Below are 19,947 nucleotides of genomic sequence, written 5' to 3' on the forward strand. Positions count from 1 at the left end.
TAATACTGTTTCTATGCGAAGGTCAAAAATAAAAACGAGCTAAACCTTTATTTATCGACATTTATTTTATTTTTCATACGGTTTTGTTTATAAAACAGCATGTAGAAATCGTTAGTACAGAATAATACAATCCGATCCGGCGGCAAGGATGCCGACCGCTGCCTGCTTCTTTTGTTTGCCCACCGCCCATCCAATCCATTCAGCCGCCCGCTAAAAGCAAAGGAGCCTGATCAGCCATGAGCGAACCGCACGTGAAACGAATCGTAAAAAAGGAATCCGTGCCCAGCCGTCTGCTTCCGGCCGGATCGCGGGATGTGCGCATCAGTCTGCCGCCCGGCTACAATGAGCTGACGGAATATCCGGTCGTCTACTGCCAGGACGGCGAAGACTTCTTCAACTTCGGACGGATTGCGACGATCGCGTCCGTTCTGATCGCCGAAGGCGAGATCGAGCCGCTTCTCGTCGTCGGCGTCGACGTCGACAAATCGGTGCGCACGCGGGAATACGCGGCGGACGGCGATCTGCACGAAGGGTACACCGCGTTTTTCGCCGAAGAACTCGTTCCCTTCATCGCCGCCCGATACCCTGTCAGAACCGAGCCGGAATACGTGCTTCTCGCGGGCTGTTCGCTGGGCGGCGCCGTCTCGCTACAGCTGGCGCTTGCGTTTCCGCAGAGATTCGTGAACGTCATGTCGCTGTCCGGCGCGTTCTATCCGTCGTCGCAGGCGGCCATTGCCGCAGCCGGCGGCCTGTCGCATCTCAACATTTTCATGACGGTCGGCCTGCAGGAAACGGCGTTCAAGACGGACCGGGGCGTATTCGATTTCGTCGCCATGAACCGAACAGCGAGGAAGCTGCTGGAAGAGCGCGGCGCACGCGTCGAATATGCCGAACGGGACGGCGAACATCTGTGGGGATACTGGCAGAAAGATGTGCCCGACGGTCTCAAGTGGTTCGCGGGAATGTGAGAAACAAGCAAGCTCCGGGCGCCTCACGGCGCTGCCGGAGCTTCTTTCATTTCCTTGCGGATGCGGCGCAACAGTTCTTCGCATCCTTCTTCCACAAGCGCGTACACTTCTTCGAAGTTGCCCGTGTAATAGGGATCCGGAACGTCCGGGGAGCGCGCGTCCCGCACCAGTTCCATGAACGTCATGACGCGGGCGCCGCCCCTTCCGAACCGTTCCACGTCCCGCCGGTTGCTCGTATCCATGCAGACGATGTAATCGAACGCGTCCAGATCGCGCTTCGTGAATTGCCGCGCCCGGATGCCTTCCCAGGATATTCCCCGGCGGTCCAGCGCTTCCCGGGTTCCGGCGTGCGGCGGTTTGCCGATGTGCCAGTCGCCCGTGCCGGCCGAATCGACGGTGATGCGGTCCGACAGCCCTTCCCGCTCGATCAGATGCCGCATGACCGCTTCGGCCATCGGCGAGCGGCAAATGTTGCCGAGACAGACGAACAAGATGCGGATCATGATGGATCGGCTCCTTCCGATTCGGATTGCTTCCGGTTCTCCCCCCCGTCCGGAACCGGCCTTACGGCGTGGACGGATTCCGCGAAAGCGTGGCGCAGCGAGCGGCGCGGCAGCCGCCATTTGTAGTGCGCGGACAGCATGCGGCAAGCGACGACCGCGGTGAACAGCACCAAATACTCGCTTGTACTGTCAGCCCATCCGAGACCGATGACGAGGCCGGCGCCCATCGCCCATACGGCGTAGATCTCTTCCCGCAGGACGAGCGGCTTGCGGCCCGCGAGCAGATCGCGGATCATGCCGCCGCCGATGCCGGTCAGCATGGCCGCGACGACGACGGCCGGCAGCGCGTGGTTCTGCTGCGTTGCGTAGAGCGCGCCCTGGACGGCGAACGCCGACAGCCCGATGGCGTCGAAAAACGTTTCACTCCGCCGCCAATGCCGGATCCAGGCGACCGGCAGCACGAAAACGACCGCGATCGAAATGATCGCCGCCGTAAGCAGAGACTTCTGGCTCCACAGCGTCGTCACCGGCACGCCGATCAGCAAGTTGCGGACAATCCCTCCGCCGAAGGCCGTCACGAGGCCGAGCACGAACACGCCGAGCACGTCGTACTCTTCCTCCATCGCGACGACCGCGCCGCTCACCGCGAACGCGACGGTTCCGATCATGCTCAGAACATCAAAAACATGCCATTCCATGAATGTTTTCCTCCGGCCGCGCCCGCCGGAAACGCCGGGACAAATAGCGCGGCTAGTCGATCGTACCTCACCATTGTATAGACGGCGGACGGTCGAACGCAATAGCATCTTGCATGATGTTGTCATTTTTTCGGTGATTAACCGGCCAAGCTTCGCTCGCGGGTATGGTCTGCGGCGCCGCATACGGTTATACTTGGCTGGGAGATGTTGCATACACGGAGGGATTTGGCGCAATGGCTGACGATAAGCGCATCGTCATTTTCGCCGGAGGAAATCTCGGGAATGATTCGGCGAAGTTCATCCGCCCCGGCGATCTGCTGATCGGCGCGGACAGCGGCGCGGCCAGGATGATCGAGCTCGGATTTGTGCCGGATCTGGCCATCGGCGACTTCGATTCGGTCTCGCCGGATGAACTCGAGACGATCCGCCGGATAAGCCGCCGGACGGAAATCGTCGATCCGGTGGACAAAGACTACACCGATACCGAGCTTGCGTTCAACCGCGCGCTCGAACTTGAACCCGGAGAAATCGTCATTGCCGGCGCGCTCGGCACGCGCTTCGATCATTCGCTCGCGAACGTTCATCTGCTCGCGGCCGCTCATCGGCGCGGCGTCCGGGCCGTCGTCACGGACGATCGCAATGAAATCCGTCTTGCCGCCGGAGGCGAACGGCTGACGTTTCGCCGCACGGATCATCCGGCCGTGTCGCTCTTGCCGCTGACGCCGGTCGTAACGGGCATCGCGCTCGAAGGATTCCGCTACCCGCTGAGCGGCGCGCGGCTCGAGATCGGCCAGTCGCTCGGCATCAGCAATGTGCTGGAAGCCGATGAAGGCGCCGTGACGGTCGGCGAAGGCTTGCTGCTCGTCATCTTGAGCCGGGATTGAAATAACGTGCATCGTGAGAGGTGAGCAATCGTTGCATTATCCCCTGCCCGATGAAAAAATCGACGATACCGCCCTCCGCGTCTGGCGGACGACCGGCTGGATCTCCGCCGCGGTGTACGCGGTCATCGTCGGTATCGTGCTGTGGCTGACGCTCCGTTTCGACTGGCCGGCATGGATTGTCAGCCTGCTCGCCGTCCTTGCCGCGGCCGCCGCGGCGGTTGAAATCGCCGTCGTGCCGAAAGTCCGGATGGCACGGATCCGCTATGCGATCCGGGAAGACGAAATCGATCTGCTCCACGGTATCATCGTCCGCAAGCGGACGCTCATCCCGATGGTCAAAATTCAGCATGTCGACACGAAGCAAGGCCCGATTCTGCGCCGGTACGGCCTGTTGACCGTCACGTTCTCGACCGCCGCCGGCAAGCACGAAATTCCGGCGCTCGGCGCGGCGCGGGCCGAAGAAGTCCAGTCCAGAATCGCGAAGCTCGCGAGGATCACCGATGAAGAACTCTAGCATGCCCAGGCGGCAGCACCCGATCTCCGTCCTGTTCTTCATCATGAAGATCGTCAAGGACATGATCTATCCGCTCGCCGCATTCATCCTGTCCACGACGCTCAGGGAAGACGTGCATCCGCTGTGGCTCTGGGGCGGCATCGCGCTGTTCTCCGCCGTTGCCATCGCGCTGGGCGCGCTGTCCTGGCTCCGCTACGTCTACCGGTTGGAGTCGAACGCGATGCACGTCGAATACGGCTTGATCATCCGGAAAAAATTGTCCATCCCGCGCGACCGCGTCCAGTCGGTGGACATGTCGGCCGGCATCGTACAGCGGCTCTTCGGCGTGCAGAAGCTGGTGATTGAAACCGCGGGCGGCCGCAAGCCGGAAGTCGTGCTGAGCGCGGTGTCGAAAGCCGAAGCCGACCGGATCCGCACCGCCATGGTGAAAGATGCGTCGGACGCCGCCGTGCCGGGCGCCGGCAGCGGTGCGCACGACGACGGTCAGGGCCCGAGCGGCGCTTCAGCCGGCTCGGCAGACGGATCTGCCGCAGCCCGTCCGCTCTATCGGGTGCCGACGGGCCGCATTCTGCTGTACAGCGCGACATCCGGACGGATCTTCCTGTCGCTGGCCATCATCGCGGCGCTGTACTCGCAGTTCGATGACTGGGTCCGGAATCTCGGCCTGTTCGATCCGGACGCATGGGAAGCCGTGATGCCGTCCGACGTTAAAGGCTGGGCATGGTTTGCGGCAGCGGCATGCGCCGTTATCTGGCTGCTCGGCACGGCGGTCATCACGGTGAAGGAATACGGCTTCACGATCGAACGCCAGGGCGGAAAGCTGCTCATCCGCCGCGGGCTGCTCGAACGCAAACAGTTCTCCGTCGCGGTCGAGCGGATCCAGGCGGTGCAGGTGACGCAGAACGCGCTGCGCCGCATGTTCGGCTGCGCCAGCGTCAACCTGGTCACCTTTGCGTCCATCAAGAACGACGGGCAGATCCATTCCCTGCTCTGCCCGCTTGTTCCGGTGCGCGACATTCCCGAACTGCTGGCCGCATTCGTTCCGGAGGCCGTCTGGCCGGAAGACTTCGAACGGCCCGGCCGGGAAGCGCTGACCGGCTACATCGCCTTCCCCCTGTCGGTTGCCGCCGCAGCCGCCGTCCCGGGACTGATCTGGATCCCGGGCGGGTACGGCTGGACGGCCCTGGCGCTGCCCGCCGCCGCCCTCCTGCACGGCGTGCTGCGCTTCCGGCATGCGGGCTGGCGTCTGAGCAATGACGGCATCATCGTCCGGAGCGGCGGTTTCGGCGTCCAAGTGGCGTTCATCCCGCGCCGGCGCATCCAATGGCTCCGGACGAAGGTGTCGCCCTTGCAGGCGCGGCGCAAGCTTGCGACGCTGCAGGTCGTCACCGCTTCGAGCAGTTATGCCGCCGTCTGGCTGATCCGTCACATTCCGCAAGCGAAGGCGGCGGAACTGATCGAACGGCTGCGCGGACGTCAGCCGTCGCCGAGTCTGATCCTGAGCCCCGTCTCCGCGAACCGGACCGATTCCGGCAGTTCGTAACGGCGCGTCAGGTCGATGTCGTGCGACAGATGCGTGAACACCGCCGCGCGGGGCTTGAGCTCGCGCAGCAGCTCCAGCGCTTCGACCACGTCGTGGACGGACCGTCTTTCGTACGGGATCGTCTCGTGCCAGAAGCTCGTCCCCAGCACGAGCAGATCAAGCCCCGCCAGCGGGGCTTTTTCCGCCTCGCTGAGTCCGATCGCGTCCGGGCAATACGCCCAGGACCATCCGGTCTCCGCATGATCGAACCGGTAGGCGTGCGCATACCCGTTGTGGCCGTGGTTGACGCGCCAGGCGCGCACGTTCCATCCGCCGAGGCGGAAGCCGCCGTCCGCGGGACGGAACTCGATTGTCCGGCTCAACCACGGAAACCGCGCCGTCACTTCGGCGATCGTCACCTCCGGCGCATACGCGACTCCCCGCCGCTCCTGCCAACGGCACGCATCCGCCCACTCCGGCAGCCCGCCGATATGGTCGTAATGTCCGTGCGTCAGCAGCATCCGCTCCGCGAAGCGCAAGCCGGCCGTCTCCATCATCCGTCCCCAATCGGGCCCGCAGTCGATCATGATGTGCCCGGCTTCCGGATCGTCGATCAGCACCGCGGAGCGGAATCTCCGGTTCACGCCGGTCGCGCGCGCTTCCGTGCAGACGGCGCAGTCGCAGTAAACGCGCGGCACCCCCATCGCATCGCCCGTCCCGAGGAAGCGCAGCGTTGCCGTCATACGTCTCCCATCCTTTCCCGTCCGATCGATCGTCAGAGCGGCAGCAGATCAACCGCTGCGCGCTTCCGGAGGCCGTCCATCATCGCGTACCAGCTGTCGGGACGGTTCGGCAATGCGGCATAGTAGCGCTCGAGATATGCCGCGACGAGCGACGCGGGCAGGAATGTCGTCCGTTCGTCGGCCGGCATGAAGCAGAGATCGAGACCGGTGACGGCGTTCCCCTCATGGTCCCAGGACGGATGCACATAATCGAGATCGAGTTTGCGGTAACCGAGATGGGACAGCACTTCGCGCCGCACGTACGGGTGCATCGGCGTCAGTCCGGAACCCGCAATGTCCGCTTTCCGCGGATCGTAAATTTCGGCGAACATCCCGAGCGGCGACGTGCGGGATTCGGCCGCCAGCCGCTCCAGATGCTTCCGCCGGTTCTCGGCGAGGAAGCGGCCGATGCCGAGCCCCTCCCGGCCGATTGCCGTGAAATCGGTCACGGCCACGCGCATGTCCGCATAATAGCGGTACTCCGTCGCCCCGACGACTTCACCTTCGTGGACGGCGGCGTAGACGTAAATGCCTTCGTCGCGAAGCGGCTCTTCCCACAATTCGAACGCCAGCACTTCCTCCTTCGGAAAAATGCGGCCCAGAAGCTCGTGCATCGACTTGAACAGCGGGTCCCGGATCGACGTCAGTCGCACATATTCCATTTGCATTCTCTCCTTAGACGTTTCAGTATGTACAAGCTCCGCTCCCGGTTAACCGGAACGGGTTGCGCCACTCCATCAGCGCCGCGCAGTTGCACGATTCTTCGTCCTCCAGGTAGCCGGCCGCCACGCCGACCGGCACCCGGCCGCAGCGGAGCAGAAAGCCGACGACCGGATCATGCAGCTCTCCGGCCACGACTTTGGCCAAATACTCCTCGGCCGTCATCCGGTCCTTCACCTTGTGATAGCCGGGCATCCGTCCGCCCCCGAGCAGCCGTCGCTTGCCGAGATGGACGACCGTCTCGTACATCGTCGACATGAGCCACTTGCCGATGCCGGCTTTCCGGTATGCGGGGATGACGCAGATGTCGACGACGTACAGCGTCTCCCCTGACGGATCGTGATTGCGGATATAGCCGCCGTCCGTCGCCGCTTCCCACGTATGCGCGCCTTCCAGCTGCTCGTCGCGGACAAGCAGTCCCGTCATCGAACCGACGAGCCGGCCTTCCGCTTCCGCGCACAGCGCCCCTTCGGGAAACCGCGTGACATGCTCGCGCAATTGTTCCTTGTTCCACCACAGTTCCTCCGGGAACGGCGGCGGAAAGCTTTCGCGCTGAATATCGATGAGCGCGTCGAAGTCCTTCTCTCCGTATCGCCGGATCGTCACCCGGACGGGATTTCCGTCCAAATAGACATACAATTCCTTGCGCACGCGATTTCCTCCTCTCCAATATGAGAATTTTTTAATCGATTTTTCATGATTTTGCTGCAACCTTTGCGGGAACGGCACTTCCGTTCACCGAGGAATCATTTAGGAAATGGCGGATCTGGTAATGTAATAGCTGTACAGTTGCACGGGCGGACAACCGCCCAACAACGAAAGGAGCTGCAGCACGATGAAACAACTGCGCAACACGATGAAACGGCTCTTGGGTCTGGCACTTGGCACCGCGATCGGGTTCACCGCGCTCGGATTCGCCGGAGCCGGCCAGGCGGACGCGCTGTCGAAATCGACGGCGGACAAGCTGGTCAGCTATGCGGACAATTACCTCGGAACGCCGTACAAATTCGGCGCAAGCACGAGCACGACCCGATATTTCGACTGTTCGTCCTTCACGAAACATGTGTTCAAGAAATTCGGATACAATCTGCCCCGCACGGCCAGGGAGCAGGCGAAGGTGGGCCGCTACGTCTCCAAATCGAATCTCAAGAAAGGCGACCTCGTCTTCTTCAAGGTGCCGAGCCGCGGAAATATCATCGGGCACGTCGGCATCTACGTCGGCAACGGCAAAATGATTCATACTTACGGCGCAGGCGGCGTCAAGTTCTCGAGCATTAACACGACTTACTGGAAGAAAAACTATGCCACCGCACGCCGACTCGGCGCATGACGCCAAACCTGCATCCAACACATCTCCTTCCGCGAAGCGGACCGGAGCCTCTCCGGTCCTTTCGTTATTTCTTCGGGAACTGAAGCGCGATCGTCGTGCCGACGCCGACCTTGCTGAACACGTCGATCGTCCCTTCGTGCAGGTCGACGATCCGCTTGGCGATGGACAAGCCGAGGCCGAAACCGCCCGTCTCGCGCTGGCGCGCGCCGTCCACACGGTAGAACCGGTCGAACAGGTTCGGAATCTCTTCCTCCGGAATGCCGATGCCCTTGTCCGAGACGAGCACCCGGATCATGTTGCGCGACTGGCTCACGGTGATGTCGATGGCGTCCTTGCTGTATTTGATCGCGTTGTCGATGAGGATGACCATCAGCTGGCTGATTTTGTCCCGGTCGCCCTTCATCGGAATGCCGGACTCATCGTACGCGTGCACCCGGATGATCCGGTTGAACGTCTTGTGCAGCATGGAGGCGATCTCGTCGATGAGCTGCACGAGATCGAATTCGTCTTCTCTCGCCCACACTTCCTGTTCCGCTTCGGTGAGCGTAAGCATCGACTTGATGAGATTTTGCATCCGTTCCGATTCCTTCGCGATCGCCTCGATCGCCTCGTCGCGGATCGCCGAGTCTTCCCTTCCCCAGCGCTTCAGCATGCCCGCGTAGCTGCTGATGACCGTCAGCGGCGTCTTCAGTTCGTGCGAAGCGTCCGCGACGAACTGGCGCTGCCCGTCCATCCGCCGATCCAGCCGCTCGATCATCTGGTTGAACGCCCGGATGAGCTGCTGCAGTTCGGCGGACTCTTCCTTGTCCTTCAGCTCGATCGGCCGCAGCTTGCCGCTCCGCTCGATCTCGCGCATCGTCTGCACCATCGTCTGGATCGGCGCCGTCAGCCGGAGCGTGAACCAGTACGTGCCGAAAATGGCGAACAGCACCGCGCCGAGGCTGGTCACGGTGAGCGCGCCGACGAGCACCTGAAGGTAACGGTCGAGCGACGTCAGCTTGCGCAGCACTTCCACTGTCCCGATGATTTCGTATTCGCGCAGCAGCGGGACTTTCATGTACATGACGCGCATGCCGCGGATCGAAGTCAGACCCGACTGGTGGGTGGCGGAGAACGTCGTCTCCCGTTCGAGCAGATCTTCGTCGGTGCCGATCTGGTTGACGATGTTTCCGCCGCGGTCGATAATCCGGATTACTTCGTTGACATTGTAGAAATCGACCAGGAGCGCCGGATCCTTGAGCGGACGTTCCGGTTCGGAACGGATATGTTCGATGATCAGGTTCACCTTGTTCGCGATGAGCTGCTCTTCGCTGCCGGTCGAAATCCGGATGACGAAGAAGTAGACGAAGATGTTGAACAGAATGAGGATGAAGATGAACCAGAAGATGGTGAACAGCGTAAAACGCTTGCGCAGCGTCATGCTTCCGGTTCCTTCAGCATGTAGCCGACCCCGCGGATCGTATGGATCAGCTTCGTCCGGAATCCGCGGTCGATCTTCTGCCGCAAATATCGGATGTAAACGTCGACGAGGTTCGTCTCGCCGACGAAATCATAGCCCCACACATCGGACAATATTTGCTCCCGCGTCTTCTCCTGGTTCTTGTGCTCGGCCAGATAGACGAGCAGATCGAACTCGCGCGGCGTAAGCTCCACCGCAATCTCCTTGCGGTACACCTTGCGGGTGCGCAGCTCGATCGTCAGATCGGCGGCTTTCAGCACGTCGCCTTTCTCGCCTTCCGCCTGCTTCTGCTGGAAAATGCGCAGCAGGTTGCGGACGCGCGCGAGCAGTTCTTCCATCGCGAACGGTTTCGTAATGTAGTCGTTGGCCCCGGTCTCGAACCCGCTCACCTTGTCGGGCACGGTGTCGCGGGCCGTCAGCAGCACGACCGGAATCTGGCTGCCGCTGCTGCGGATGCGCCGCAGCACTTCGATGCCGTTCAGACCGGGCAGCATGACATCGAGGAGCACGAGATCCCATTCCCCGGAGAGCGCCATTTCAAGCCCTTTGCGACCGTCCTCGGCGCGTCCGACGGTGTATCCTTCATGCTCCAGCTCCAGCTGTAAAATACGCGCGATCGATGTCTCGTCTTCGATGACCAGCAAACGTTCGTTCACACAGATCCTCCTTCCGGCTGAATCCGCATCCGTTGCTTCATGCATCGCCATATCGCATGCCGGTTCGGCATTTCCTGCAAGTTCGGTCAAGCTCGGGTCAAAAAACCCGGTTTCTATTGTATCATACGGCTTCTTGCGCTGCCTATCCGTTCAGGAGGAGATCCACGACCGGCCGCAGACACCGCTCGACTTCGGCCGGCAGCTTCCCGCCGCCCGCAAGCGGCTTGCCCGACCATACGGCGGACGGCCACGCGCCCGGGGCCAGCTGCGGCACGCACGCGGCCGGAGGCTGCGGCATCAGCTTGAGCCAGGCGGAGCGCTGCGGAAAGCGGGCATCCTGATTCGCGATCCAGACCGATGCGCGTCCCGCGGCCTCCCGCTGCCGGGCCAGTTCGCACCAGGCGGACTGCCGCTGCGGCGTCCATCGCCAGACCGCCGGGTCGGCGACCATCAGCAGCACGTCGCAGGTGGCGGCGAGCTTGCGGGCGCCGCCCGCCGTCCATCCGGACGACAGGTCGGCGATGACGAGCGGCGGTTCGGCGGCGGACGCCGCCGGGAACGAGAACCGCTCCGGCGCGAACATCGCCGTTACTGCATCGGCCGCCCCTTCCGGGGCGCCGTACGGGTCCGGTTCAATGGCCGGAATCACAGTGTCGGGGTGCAGCGCATGCACCTGCAGCCGCGGTCCGTCCAGCCAGCAGACGTGGCGGCGGCTGACCGGCGGCGGCGCGGGCCGCCCGGACCGCCGGCCGGCCGCATCCGCGCCGGCCAGCAGCGCGAGCAGCTCCGGCTCTCCGCCCGGGGCTTCGACGAGCGCCGTCGGCCGCGAGCGCGCGAGCTGTGCGGCCAGGATGGCGGCAATCAACGTCGCCCCGGCGCCGCGGGAGAATGACGCGGCGCCGATCAGGCGCGGGCGGGGCAGCGCTTCGCCGGCCGGCGAATGCGCGCCATCGGCCCCCGCTGCCAGGCCCGGGAGCGCCGCTGCGCCGCCGGCCGCCTGCCGCAGCAGGGCTGCGGCCTGCCGGGCGGACGGACGGCAGGCCGGATCGCGGCTGAGCAGCCGCGCCATCACGTCCAGCAGCGGATCGGGAACGCCGGCCTCAAGGCCCCGGAATTGATGCTCTCCGGGCTTCGGCGCATGCCCGCCGCTGAGCAGAAAGTAGAGGAGCGCGCCGACCGCGTATACGTCCGCCGCCGGCCCGCACGGACCGACGGCGGCCTGTTCCGGCGCCGCGAACCCCGGCGTGCCGAGGCGCAAGGCGGCGCCCCGCCCCTTGCCGAGCAGCTTGGCGATGCCGAAGTCGATCAGCCGGACGCCGAGCGCCGGGTCGAGCATGACGTTCGACGGCTTCACGTCGAAATGGACGACCGGCGGCCGCAGTTCGTGCAGATAAGCGAGCGCCTCGCAAATGCCGATTGCGATGGCCGCCGCCTGCCGCGCTTCCATCTTCCCGCCCGCGCGCGCGAAGGCGGCAGTCAGCGGCTCGCCGTGCACAAAGTCGGTCACCAGCATGAGCGGCCTTCCGCCCGCCGGCGGGATGACGTCGATCACCTGCGGCAGCCGCGGATGATCGATCCGCTGGAGCACGCGGAGTTCGCCGATGCCGCCTTCGTCCGCGTACGGCGTCCCCGGCTTCATCGCCTTCAGCGCCCGCCGCTTGCCGCCGAGTTTCAGATCGGCCGCTTCATAGACGACGCTCATGCCGCCCCGCCCGGCTTCGCGGATAATCGCATACCGTTCGGCGACGATTTCGCCGGGCGCGGGCAGCGGGCTGCGGCCTGCATCGGATGGACCACGCCAATTCATGTCCGTCTTTCTCCTCCTTCACATAAAACAAAAGCATCCCATCCTGCCGCGGCCATGAGGCGGCTGAACGGGATGCTTTCCCGATCCGATGGAGCGTCACGCTCCCCGATAAATCAAGTATAGCGTAATTTCATCCCGATTGTGAAACAATTGTTTCGCCCGCCGGATGTCGAACGCCTGGGCGAGCTGTTCCGTCACGTTTCGTATGGTCTGCATCGGCTTGCGGTGCAGCAGTTTCACCGTGACGACGGCCTCCGCGCCGGGCTTCAGGCAAGGCGAAAGGCGGAGCACCAGCTTCGCCATCGTCGCGGGGTCCCAGCTCATGTCGCAGACGAGCAAATCGAACGTGCCGGGAGGGAAACTGACCTCGCCGGCGTTCCGCTTCAGCCACGTCACACGGGGATGGCCGACCAGCGACGGATGCAGATCGGCCGGATCGATGGCGGTAACGTCCAGCCCTCGCTCGAGCAGCAGCGACGTCCAGCCGCCGGGTGCGGCGCCGATGTCCAGCGCCCGCTCGTGCGCATCCAGGCGCAGGCCGAACGTTCGCTCCGCTTCGAGCAGCTTGAACTTCGCCCGCGAGATCTGGCCGTCTTCCCGGCGGAAACGAATGGCGCCGCCCGGCCAGTCGGACAGCATCTCGTCCGCGGTCCCCCAGCCGATCAGCAGCTCGCTGTCCGTCGCGAAGACCGACAGGATGAGATCCGGTGACTGCTGGGCGGGCTCGGCGCCGGCTTCCCTCAGCGCGGCGTCGGCCGCCGCTTTCGCCTCCGCAGCCGGATACGCAAACGGACTTCCTTCCCTGCGCCGGATATGCACCGCTGTCCGCTTCCCCGCGAACCGGTCGGGCGTCCCTCGCACGATATCGGCCAGCGCCGCCAGATCGTCCGGTCCTCCCGCAATCGGCCTGGCGAAGTCGACGGGCTGGATGTGGCGGAGAAAGATCGGTTCGGCCTGCCGGATTTGCGCCAGAATCTCGTCCCGGCCGTTCTCCGCGGACAGTTCGAACACTTCGCCCGGCACGACCATCCGGAAAGACGCCTGCCCAAGCAGCCGCCTGAGCTCTTCCATGGCGTACGGCGCAAAGCCGTGGTTGGCCGTGCAGATGAAGCGCGTCATGTCCGGACCCTGGCCCCTTGCGTCCGGATCCACGGCCGGTCGTACACCCAGTCGACTTCGATCGGCAGTTCGTAGGCCCGGCTGAGCGTCTCGCCGGTCAGCACCTCGCGCTTCGGTCCGGCGGCGGCGATCCGTCCGTCGTGCACGATGGCCGCGTGGGTGAACAGCGGGATCGCTTCCTCGATATGGTGCGTCACGTAGAGCACCGTTTTCGCAAGGTTGCCGAGCCGGTTCAGGTCGGCCAGCAGTTTCTCCCGCTCGTACAGATCGAGCCCGGCGCAAGCTTCGTCCATGATGAGCAGCTCGGGCTCCGCCATCAGCGCCCGCGCGAGCAGCGCCTTCTTCCGCTCGCCCTGCGACAGCGTGCCGAACGGCTGGTTCGCCAGATGGGCGATGCCGAGGCGTTCGAGCATGTCATGCGCCTTGCGGACGACATCGGGATCGATCGTCTGGTAGAAGCGCAGGTACGCGTATTCGCCCGTCGCGACGACTTCCCACACGGGGTCGGAAAGGCTCATTTTCTCGACGAGCGACTGGCTGATGTATCCGATCTTCTTCCGCACTTCGCGCACGTCGACCCGGCCGTAGCGATGGCCGAGCACCTCGACCGTGCCCGAAGTCGGGAACAGGTATCCGGTGATCATTTCGAGTATGGTCGTCTTGCCGCAGCCGTTCCGGCCGAGGATGACCCAATGTTCGCCCGGGCGGACGTGCAGATCCACGCCTTTGATAATGTCGCGGTTCTCGCGCCGCCAGGTGACTTGTTGAAGCCTGATCATGGATTGTCTCCTTCCATGCTATACCCGCTTTCCGGCCGCCTCGGCCGCCACGCTGTCCGGCATCGGACAGTGCGAAAGGTGTACGCCCGGCGGCAATGCCGATCGGAGCACCTGGTACATCCGCTCCCGGCCCGAAGGGCTGGACGAATGCATGTAGATGCGGCGCGGGTAGCGGCCGTTGTCCGCGATGTACCGCACCACGTCAAGCCCGGTCGGATTTCCCCAGCCGAGGTCGTAATCGAGGGACAGGATGTCCACCTCTTCCGCTTCCAGCAGCAGGATGCACTCTTCCGCCGACTTCGCGGCGACGAATCCCGGCGGGCAGGGACGGTAATCGTCCAGAAAAACGTGAATCATTGCTACTTCTCTCCCATCCATTCCCTGAGCAGCCGCATTTGCCGGTCCAGCGGCAGTTCGTCCGTCTCCGGCGTCTCGAGTATGACGGGCAGGCTGCTCAGCTCCGGCGCGGCCAGCAGCCGGCGGAAGCCGTCCGCTCCGATCCGGCCCGCGCCGAGCGGCGCGTGGCGGTCGATCCGCCGCCCGCTCTCGTGGAGCGAATCGTTCGCATGCACGGCGGCCAGATGATCGAAATACCCCAGCTCCCGCGCCCGGCGGCACCATTCCGCTTCATTCCGGCCGTTCCACTGGCCGCTGGCGAACAGGTGGCAGGTGTCGAGGCAGAAACCGACGCGTTCCGGATAGGCGCACAGCCGCCGAATCTGGACAAGCTCTTCGAGCGTCGTCCCCATCGGCGCGTGGTCGCCGGCCTGGTTCTCGAGGAGCAGCTTCGCGGCGCCCTCCCACCGTCCGAGCACCGCATTCAGCGCCTCGATGATGAGCCGGTAGCCGCCAAGCGGGTCCGCGCCTTTGTAAATGCCGAAATGGACGACAACACCGATCGAGCCGTTGGCTTCGGCGATTTCCAGGTCATTCAGGAGCGATGCCGCCATGCGCGCGCGCTGCTCCGGCCGCTCCGCCGCCAGGTTGACCGGATACGGCGCGTGCGCGATCGAAACGATGCCGCGCTCGCGGCAATATTCGGCGCAGCGGCGGGCGTCGGCGCGGTCGAACGCCTTTAGCCCCAAGGTGCGCGGATTTTTCGGAAAATATTGAAACGCCGTGCATCCGAGCCTGGCCGCGCGGACGGCCGCTTCCGCGTAGCCGCCGCGGATGCTTACATGGCAGCCGATCCGCATGGATCAAGGTTCCGGTTGGCAAACCGGGCAGAAGAATGTCTTCCGGCCGGACACTTCGGTCTTCACGATGGCGCCGCCGCACTTCGGGCACGGTTCCCCTTCCCGGTCGTACACCTGCAGCAGGTTGACGGCCTTGCCTGTCCGCGTGTCCCCCGCGTACAGCGGCATCTCCATGTATCCGCCGTGCGCCGCGGCTTCCTCCAGCACCGTCCGCATCGCGCCATGCAGCCGCTGCCAGCCGGCCGCATCGACCTGCGGCACCGGCACGTCCGGGCGGATGCCCGCCTTGTGCAGCATTTCGTCGGCGTAGCAGTTGCCGATGCCGGCGACGTTGGATTGATCGGTGAGCGCGGGTTTCAGCATGCCGCGCTTGCCCGCGAACCGCGCCGCGAAAGCCGCGGCGTCCAGCCGGCGGTCCATCGGGTCGGGGCCCAGCTCCGCGAGGCGGCCGGCTGCATCCTTCACCGAAAGCAGGTGCAGGTAACCGAGCCGCAGCCCGATGAAATAAAGATTGCCGTTCGGAAATTGGAGCGTAATCTGCGCCGTGCGGTCCGGCCGCTCCTCTTCGGTGCCGAAGAACAGCGAGCCGCCGACCATCAGGTGCAGCAGCAGCCGTTTGCCGTTGTCGAGATGGAAGATGAGATATTTGCCCCGGCGCTCCACGTACCAGACGGCCGATCCGATCGTCTCGCGCGCGAACTCGCCGGGGTCGACATTGATCGATTGCGGCCGCTCGATCTCAACGCCGACAATCCGCTGTCCGCCGATCCGTTCCATGAGCAGTTTGCGATAATGTTCCATTTCCGGCCATTCCGGCATGGTCATTCCTCTTTCGTTCCGTAAGTTCTATCCATCCGCAGCTCTGCGGACGTAATGGGTCGTCAGGCCTCGATCCGCCCCGCCTTTTTCGTCAGCCGCTCGATCCGCCTGCGGATCGCGTCCTGCTCCGCGCGCTTCTTCGCGTCGAAGCGGCCGAGGGACGCCCGCCGCGCGGCGAGCTCCAGCGCGGCCGAGGCGTAGCGGAGCGCCTGCTTATAATCTTTGGCCCGATGTTCGTAGTACATCGACAGCTCGATGTGCGCTTCGCCCGAAGCCCACCCCTGACGCTCGGCGGCAAGCGCCGCCTTCTGCCACAATAGCACAGCGCGGCGCCAATTTCCACATTTCTTGTCGCGCGCTGCCAGCGGCAGACACCAGGGGCCGGCCGTCTCCCGGCCGGCCAGCCGCTCGAACAGCGCTTCCGCTTCCTCCGCGCATCCCATCCGATCGAGCCAAAGCCCGGTGCGCAGCAGTTCCTCGTCTTCCTCCGGCAGCGGCACATGCCGGCCGAGGCCGCCGGACAGCAGGCGGCCGAAGCGGATCGCGAGACACGCAAGCGACAGCATGTCCAGCTCGTTGTGCCGGAACACGGCGCCCAGGGGCTCGGGATCTTCGTCCTGCAGAAACCGGAAATAGATCGCCGGCGCCATCGAACCCGGCACGTCGCCCGAGCGGACGATGCCGAGCCGCTCTTCCTCGACATGGCTGAGGCGGAGCGAAGCGAGCGTGTTGCGCCAGATGCTGCGCGAAGGATGGAGAAAATCGAGATGCCACGGTTCGGCCGCCGCGCGGCAGCCGAATCCGTTCATGATGAACCGGCCTTTCAGGAGCGGCCAGTCGAATGTCCGGCCGTTGTAGGTGGCCAGATACGGCCGCTCCGTCAGCTTCACGCGCAGCTCTTCCAGCATCGCGCGTTCTTCCGCCGGATGGCGGATCAGCGTCTGTTCGATGACGAACCGGTCCCCTTCGACGTATCCGATGCCGGTCATGAACGGCACGTTGCCCGCGCCGACGCCCAGCCCGGTCGTCTCCAGGTCGAGGAACAGGATGCGCTCGGCCTCCGGCGCGGGCGCGGGGCCGTTGCCGCCGCTGCACAGCGCGGCCAGCGCATGGGCGCATTCGGCCAGTTCATCGAGCCGGTGAAAGCCGTGCCGGTGATCGAGCGGATAGTCGACCCGGCGGACAAGGCATTCGCCGGCTTCATTGACGAGGCGCGTCACGCCGAGCGCCGTCCACGCCGGGTCGAGTGCGGGGCTGACGCTGTCCGCGTGCCGAAGATCGCCGGCCTCCGGCGCCGGTACGGCCCCGGCTGCATCCGGCTGCCGGCATTCCGGCTGCCCCCCGCCCGTTCCGTTCGGGCTCGCTCCCCCGCCGCCCGGCTGCGCGCCGGCCGAACCGCGCAGCCGGTTCATCCGCTCGCGCAGACTGCTCACGGCGCCCCCACCGCCGTTTCCTCGAGCAGCTGCAGCGCCTGGCTCTTGCCGAGCAGGCCGACCTCCTCGATCGGCCCGACACAGGCCGGGCAGCCGCTCAGGCAGGTGCAGCCGCGGATGAGCTGCCTCGCCCGTTCAAGCAGTTCGTCGTGCAATTCGAACAGCCGCTCGGAGAGGCCAATGCCGCCGGGATAGCGGTCGTAGAAATAGATCGTCGGCCGCTTCATGTGCACCGACTTCACCTGCGGATAGACGCGGATGTCGAACGGATCGCACATCAGGTAGAGCGGCGCGATGTGGATAAGCACGTTCGCAATGCCGAGCAGCGCGCTCTGCATCGCATTCGTTCCGAGGCGCGCCGCCGCCTCCTCGCTGAACGAGAACCAATAGCCGCTCGTATGCAGTTCTTCCTCGGGCAGATGAATCGGTCCGGAACCGATGTTCTCGTGGGTGCGGAGGCGGATTTTTTTGAAAATCGTCGGCCGCGCGTTCACTGTCACTTCGCCGTACTGCCGCACGATGCCGCCGCTCTCCGCCTCCCGGTCGACATGGAGCACCTTCAGTTCCACGGCCATGTTCGCATCGGTGAAATAATCGACGCTCACTTCGCGGACGTAAGCTTTTTTCTCCGGATAGTCGAGCTTCTCCACCTGGTACTGCACGCCTTCGTGGATGTAGATCGCTTCCTCGTGGATGAGCGTCGGCGCGCTGAACCGGTCGACTTCGCCGATGACACGGCTGCCGTTCGTGATGTCGATGATGACGAAATTCTCCTGCGCCGCCGAGCGAAGCGAAATGTTGTTCGCCGGGAACGACTGCGCCATCCAGTACCAGCGGTCCTTCACCCGGTGCAGCACCTGCTCCTCGACGAGAAACTCCAGCATGTCCTCGAGCTTCTCGCAGCCGAACGTTTCGCCCTTCTCGAACGGCAGCTCGTAGGCCGCGCATTTCACGTGGTCGATCAGGATGAGCAGGTTGTCGGGATGGATGAGCGCGCGCTCCGGCGGCCGGTTGAGGAAGAATTCCGGGTTCTGGATTACATACTGGTCCAGCGGGTTGCTGCTCGCGACGAGGAACGTCACGGCTGTCCCGTGCCGGCGGCCGGCCCGGCCCGACTGCTGCCAGGTGCTCGCGATCGTGCCCGGATAGCCGTTGATGACGCACGCCTGCAGCTGGCCGATGTCGATGCCGAGCTCCAGCGCGTTCGTGCTGACGACGCCGAGGATCTCGCCATTGCGCAGGCCGCGCTCGATCTCGCGCCGCTGTTTCGGCAGGTAGCCGCCGCGGTAGCCGCGGATCTGCTTGCCGCCGGGCAGCTGCTTCACCGCGTCCTGCAGGTAGGTCAGCAGAATTTCGACCCGGACGCGGCTGCGGGCGAAGACGATCGTCTGAACCCCCTGGCGGAGAAGCATCGCGGCGAGCCGCTGCGTCTCGAGCACGCTGCTGCGCCGGATGCCGAGCTGCTGGTTGACGACCGGCGGGTTGTAGAAGATGAAATGCTTCTCACCGGACGGCGCGCCGTTGTTGTCGATGACCTGCACCTTGTCGCCGATGAGCCGCTCCGCGTGCTCGCCGGGATTGTCGATCGTCGCCGAGGCGCAGAGGAAGATCGGGTTCGAGCCGTAGAACCGGCAGATCCGTCTGAGGCGCCGGATGACGTTCGCGACGTGGCTGCCGAAGACGCCGCGGTAGGCGTGCAGCTCATCCAGCACGATATATTTCACGTTCTCGAACAGTTTGACCCATTTCGTATGGTGCGGCAGAATTGCGGCGTGCAGCATGTCCGGGTTCGTCACGACGATGTGCCCCGCGTTCCGGATCGCCTGCCGGACCGTCGGGGGCGTGTCGCCGTCGTAGGTATGCGTCTTGATGTCCGCCTCCATCAGATCGGCCAGCTGCTGCAGCTCGGCGACCTGATCCTGCGCGAGCGCCTTCGTCGGGAACAGGTAGAGCGCCCGCACGCCGTTGTCCTCCAGCAGCGCCTGCAGGACGGGCAGGTTGTAGCAGAGCGTCTTGCCGGAAGCGGTCGGCGTGACCGTCACGATGTTCCGGCCGGCAAGCACGGCCTCGAAGGCCGACGCCTGGTGGGAATAAAGCCGGTCGATCCCCTTCGCGCGGAGCGCCGCCTCCAGCTTGGGGTGCAATCCGCGCGGCAGCGGCGCGTACACCGCTTCGCGCGCCGGAATCGTCTCCCAGTGCGTGACGTTGTTCATGATCTCGGGGCGGCTGCGAAGATCGTTCAGCCATTCGTCCAGATTTTCTGCCTTGCCGGTCCAACGGTTCATTGCATCTGCTCCCATGCTTTACGCACTTTACTCCATTGTACAGAATATATGTTCGCCCTGCAACGCTTCGCCGGAAAGACCGCTCACACCATGTCAACGATTGGCCCGCCTTCCCGGCGATTCCGAAGTGCCTCAAGTCATAAGCACCTTGCGCGCGATCCATCCTAATCGCGTAAATCCGCGTTCTCCGGCTTGCCGTGCCGGGAAGCGGTCAAATCCTTCACGAGGTGATGAAGCCGTGGCCAAACCGGACAATCGCGAAGACAACGTGCCTCGCCTGCAGAAGGCGATCACGAACACGATTCGCAACATGAGGGAAGCCGAAGAATATCTCGACGAGCACGCGAGCGAGATCGGCGATGAAGAGCGGAGACGGATCGAAGCGAAGAACGAGCGGCGGCGGGAAAGCCTTGCCGGCCTTCGCTCCGAAATCCGGGACGAAGCAAATTTTCAGCGCGAACAAGGGGAATGAC

Annotated in this window: 21 protein-coding genes; 6 read left to right on the plus strand and 15 right to left on the minus strand. The window is 64.2% G+C overall.

The annotated features are described in order from the left end of the window. The first annotated feature begins 236 nt into the window (after positions 1 to 236). Positions 237 to 968, plus strand: a complete 732-nt coding sequence (locus tag THECO_RS08400) for an alpha/beta hydrolase (protein ID WP_015254603.1) — start codon at positions 237 to 239, stop codon at positions 966 to 968. A 23-nt stretch (positions 969 to 991) separates the two neighbouring features. Here THECO_RS08400 and THECO_RS08405 read toward each other — a convergent pair whose 3' ends face one another. Both THECO_RS08405 and THECO_RS08410 read right to left on the minus strand, forming a co-directional pair. After that, a complete protein-coding gene (locus THECO_RS08405; protein WP_015254604.1) occupies positions 992 to 1,471 on the minus strand; it encodes a low molecular weight protein-tyrosine-phosphatase in 480 nt (159 codons plus the stop codon). Next, entirely contained in the window at positions 1,468 to 2,169 is a 702-nt protein-coding gene (locus tag THECO_RS08410) for a trimeric intracellular cation channel family protein (protein WP_015254605.1), read from the minus strand. The genes THECO_RS08405 and THECO_RS08410 overlap by 4 nt, the downstream gene beginning before the upstream one ends. A 233-nt stretch (positions 2,170 to 2,402) precedes the next feature. Between THECO_RS08410 and THECO_RS08415 the strand changes: the two genes are divergently transcribed. From THECO_RS08415 to THECO_RS08425, 3 genes are read left to right on the plus strand one after another with little or no spacing between them, the layout of a single operon-like run. Continuing rightward, a complete protein-coding gene (locus THECO_RS08415; RefSeq protein WP_015254606.1) occupies positions 2,403 to 3,053 on the plus strand; it encodes a thiamine diphosphokinase in 651 nt (216 codons plus the stop codon). A 31-nt stretch (positions 3,054 to 3,084) separates the two neighbouring features. Then, positions 3,085 to 3,567, plus strand: coding sequence for a PH domain-containing protein (locus THECO_RS08420; RefSeq protein ID WP_015254607.1), 483 nt, complete (start codon positions 3,085 to 3,087; stop codon positions 3,565 to 3,567). Then, the gene (locus tag THECO_RS08425) at positions 3,554 to 5,110 is read left to right on the plus strand and encodes a PH domain-containing protein (protein WP_015254608.1); all 1,557 of its coding nucleotides are present in this window, start codon (positions 3,554 to 3,556) and stop codon (positions 5,108 to 5,110) included. Before THECO_RS08420 ends, THECO_RS08425 begins: the two co-directional genes overlap by 14 nt. On the opposite strand, the gene THECO_RS08430 is transcribed toward THECO_RS08425, so the two are convergent. Genes THECO_RS08430 through THECO_RS08440 form a run of 3 tightly spaced genes read right to left on the minus strand, consistent with a single transcriptional unit; the run spans position 5,044 to position 7,242 of the window. Beyond that, positions 5,044 to 5,832, minus strand: coding sequence for an MBL fold metallo-hydrolase (locus THECO_RS08430; RefSeq protein WP_015254609.1), 789 nt, complete (start codon positions 5,830 to 5,832; stop codon positions 5,044 to 5,046). The genes THECO_RS08425 and THECO_RS08430 overlap by 67 nt on opposite strands. 32 nt (positions 5,833 to 5,864) lie before the next feature. Further along, positions 5,865 to 6,533 carry a hypothetical protein gene (locus THECO_RS08435; RefSeq protein ID WP_015254610.1) on the minus strand — a complete coding sequence of 223 codons (669 nt, stop codon included), beginning with the start codon at positions 6,531 to 6,533 and terminating at the stop codon, positions 5,865 to 5,867. Positions 6,534 to 6,555: 22 nt separating this feature from the next. Further along, positions 6,556 to 7,242, minus strand: a complete 687-nt coding sequence (locus THECO_RS08440; RefSeq protein WP_015254611.1) for a GNAT family N-acetyltransferase — start codon at positions 7,240 to 7,242, stop codon at positions 6,556 to 6,558. A gap of 184 nt (positions 7,243 to 7,426) precedes the next feature. Between THECO_RS08440 and THECO_RS08445 the strand changes: the two genes are divergently transcribed. Beyond that, positions 7,427 to 7,921: a C40 family peptidase gene (locus tag THECO_RS08445; RefSeq protein ID WP_015254612.1), complete on the plus strand. Its 495-nt coding sequence runs from the start codon at positions 7,427 to 7,429 to the stop codon at positions 7,919 to 7,921. 64 nt (positions 7,922 to 7,985) lie between these two features. Here THECO_RS08445 and THECO_RS08450 read toward each other — a convergent pair whose 3' ends face one another. The 10 genes from THECO_RS08450 to THECO_RS08495 all read right to left on the minus strand — a co-directional run bounded on the left by THECO_RS08450 (position 7,986) and on the right by THECO_RS08495 (position 19,474). Then, positions 7,986 to 9,341: a sensor histidine kinase gene (locus THECO_RS08450; RefSeq protein ID WP_015254613.1), complete on the minus strand. Its 1,356-nt coding sequence runs from the start codon at positions 9,339 to 9,341 to the stop codon at positions 7,986 to 7,988. Beyond that, positions 9,338 to 10,036, minus strand: coding sequence for a response regulator transcription factor (locus THECO_RS08455; RefSeq protein ID WP_015254614.1), 699 nt, complete (start codon positions 10,034 to 10,036; stop codon positions 9,338 to 9,340). The genes THECO_RS08450 and THECO_RS08455 overlap by 4 nt, the downstream gene beginning before the upstream one ends. Before the next feature lie 142 nt (positions 10,037 to 10,178). Then, positions 10,179 to 11,843 carry a serine/threonine-protein kinase gene (locus tag THECO_RS20535; RefSeq protein ID WP_015254615.1) on the minus strand — a complete coding sequence of 555 codons (1,665 nt, stop codon included), beginning with the start codon at positions 11,841 to 11,843 and terminating at the stop codon, positions 10,179 to 10,181. A gap of 96 nt (positions 11,844 to 11,939) precedes the next feature. Further along, complete coding sequence (locus THECO_RS08465) at positions 11,940 to 12,962, minus strand: SAM-dependent methyltransferase (RefSeq protein ID WP_015254616.1); 1,023 nt, start codon at positions 12,960 to 12,962, stop codon at positions 11,940 to 11,942. Beyond that, entirely contained in the window at positions 12,959 to 13,741 is a 783-nt protein-coding gene (locus THECO_RS08470; RefSeq protein ID WP_015254617.1) for an ABC transporter ATP-binding protein, read from the minus strand. Before THECO_RS08470 ends, THECO_RS08465 begins: the two co-directional genes overlap by 4 nt. Positions 13,742 to 13,759: 18 nt before the next feature. Beyond that, positions 13,760 to 14,098, minus strand: coding sequence for a cyclic-phosphate processing receiver domain-containing protein (locus THECO_RS08475; RefSeq protein WP_015254618.1), 339 nt, complete (start codon positions 14,096 to 14,098; stop codon positions 13,760 to 13,762). 2 nt (positions 14,099 to 14,100) lie between these two features. Beyond that, the gene (locus THECO_RS08480; RefSeq protein WP_015254619.1) at positions 14,101 to 14,937 is read right to left on the minus strand and encodes a deoxyribonuclease IV; all 837 of its coding nucleotides are present in this window, start codon (positions 14,935 to 14,937) and stop codon (positions 14,101 to 14,103) included. Between the two features lie 3 nt (positions 14,938 to 14,940). Next, complete coding sequence (locus tag THECO_RS08485) at positions 14,941 to 15,756, minus strand: Fpg/Nei family DNA glycosylase (protein ID WP_015254620.1); 816 nt, start codon at positions 15,754 to 15,756, stop codon at positions 14,941 to 14,943. A 62-nt stretch (positions 15,757 to 15,818) separates the two neighbouring features. After that, positions 15,819 to 17,189 (minus strand): ribonuclease H-like domain-containing protein, encoded by a 1,371-nt coding sequence (locus THECO_RS08490; RefSeq protein WP_015254621.1) that lies wholly within the window; start codon positions 17,187 to 17,189, stop codon positions 15,819 to 15,821. Next, entirely contained in the window at positions 17,186 to 19,474 is a 2,289-nt protein-coding gene (locus THECO_RS08495; protein ID WP_015254622.1) for a DEAD/DEAH box helicase, read from the minus strand. The genes THECO_RS08490 and THECO_RS08495 overlap by 4 nt, the downstream gene beginning before the upstream one ends. Positions 19,475 to 19,712: 238 nt before the next feature. On the opposite strand from THECO_RS08495, the gene tlp reads away from it, so the two are divergent. After that, a complete protein-coding gene (tlp, locus tag THECO_RS08500) occupies positions 19,713 to 19,946 on the plus strand; it encodes a small acid-soluble spore protein Tlp (RefSeq protein ID WP_015254623.1) in 234 nt (77 codons plus the stop codon). Position 19,947: the final 1 nt, after the last annotated feature.

It is taken from the genome of Thermobacillus composti KWC4, from assembly GCF_000227705.2.
Lineage (GTDB): Bacteria > Bacillota > Bacilli > Paenibacillales > Paenibacillaceae > Thermobacillus > Thermobacillus xylanilyticus.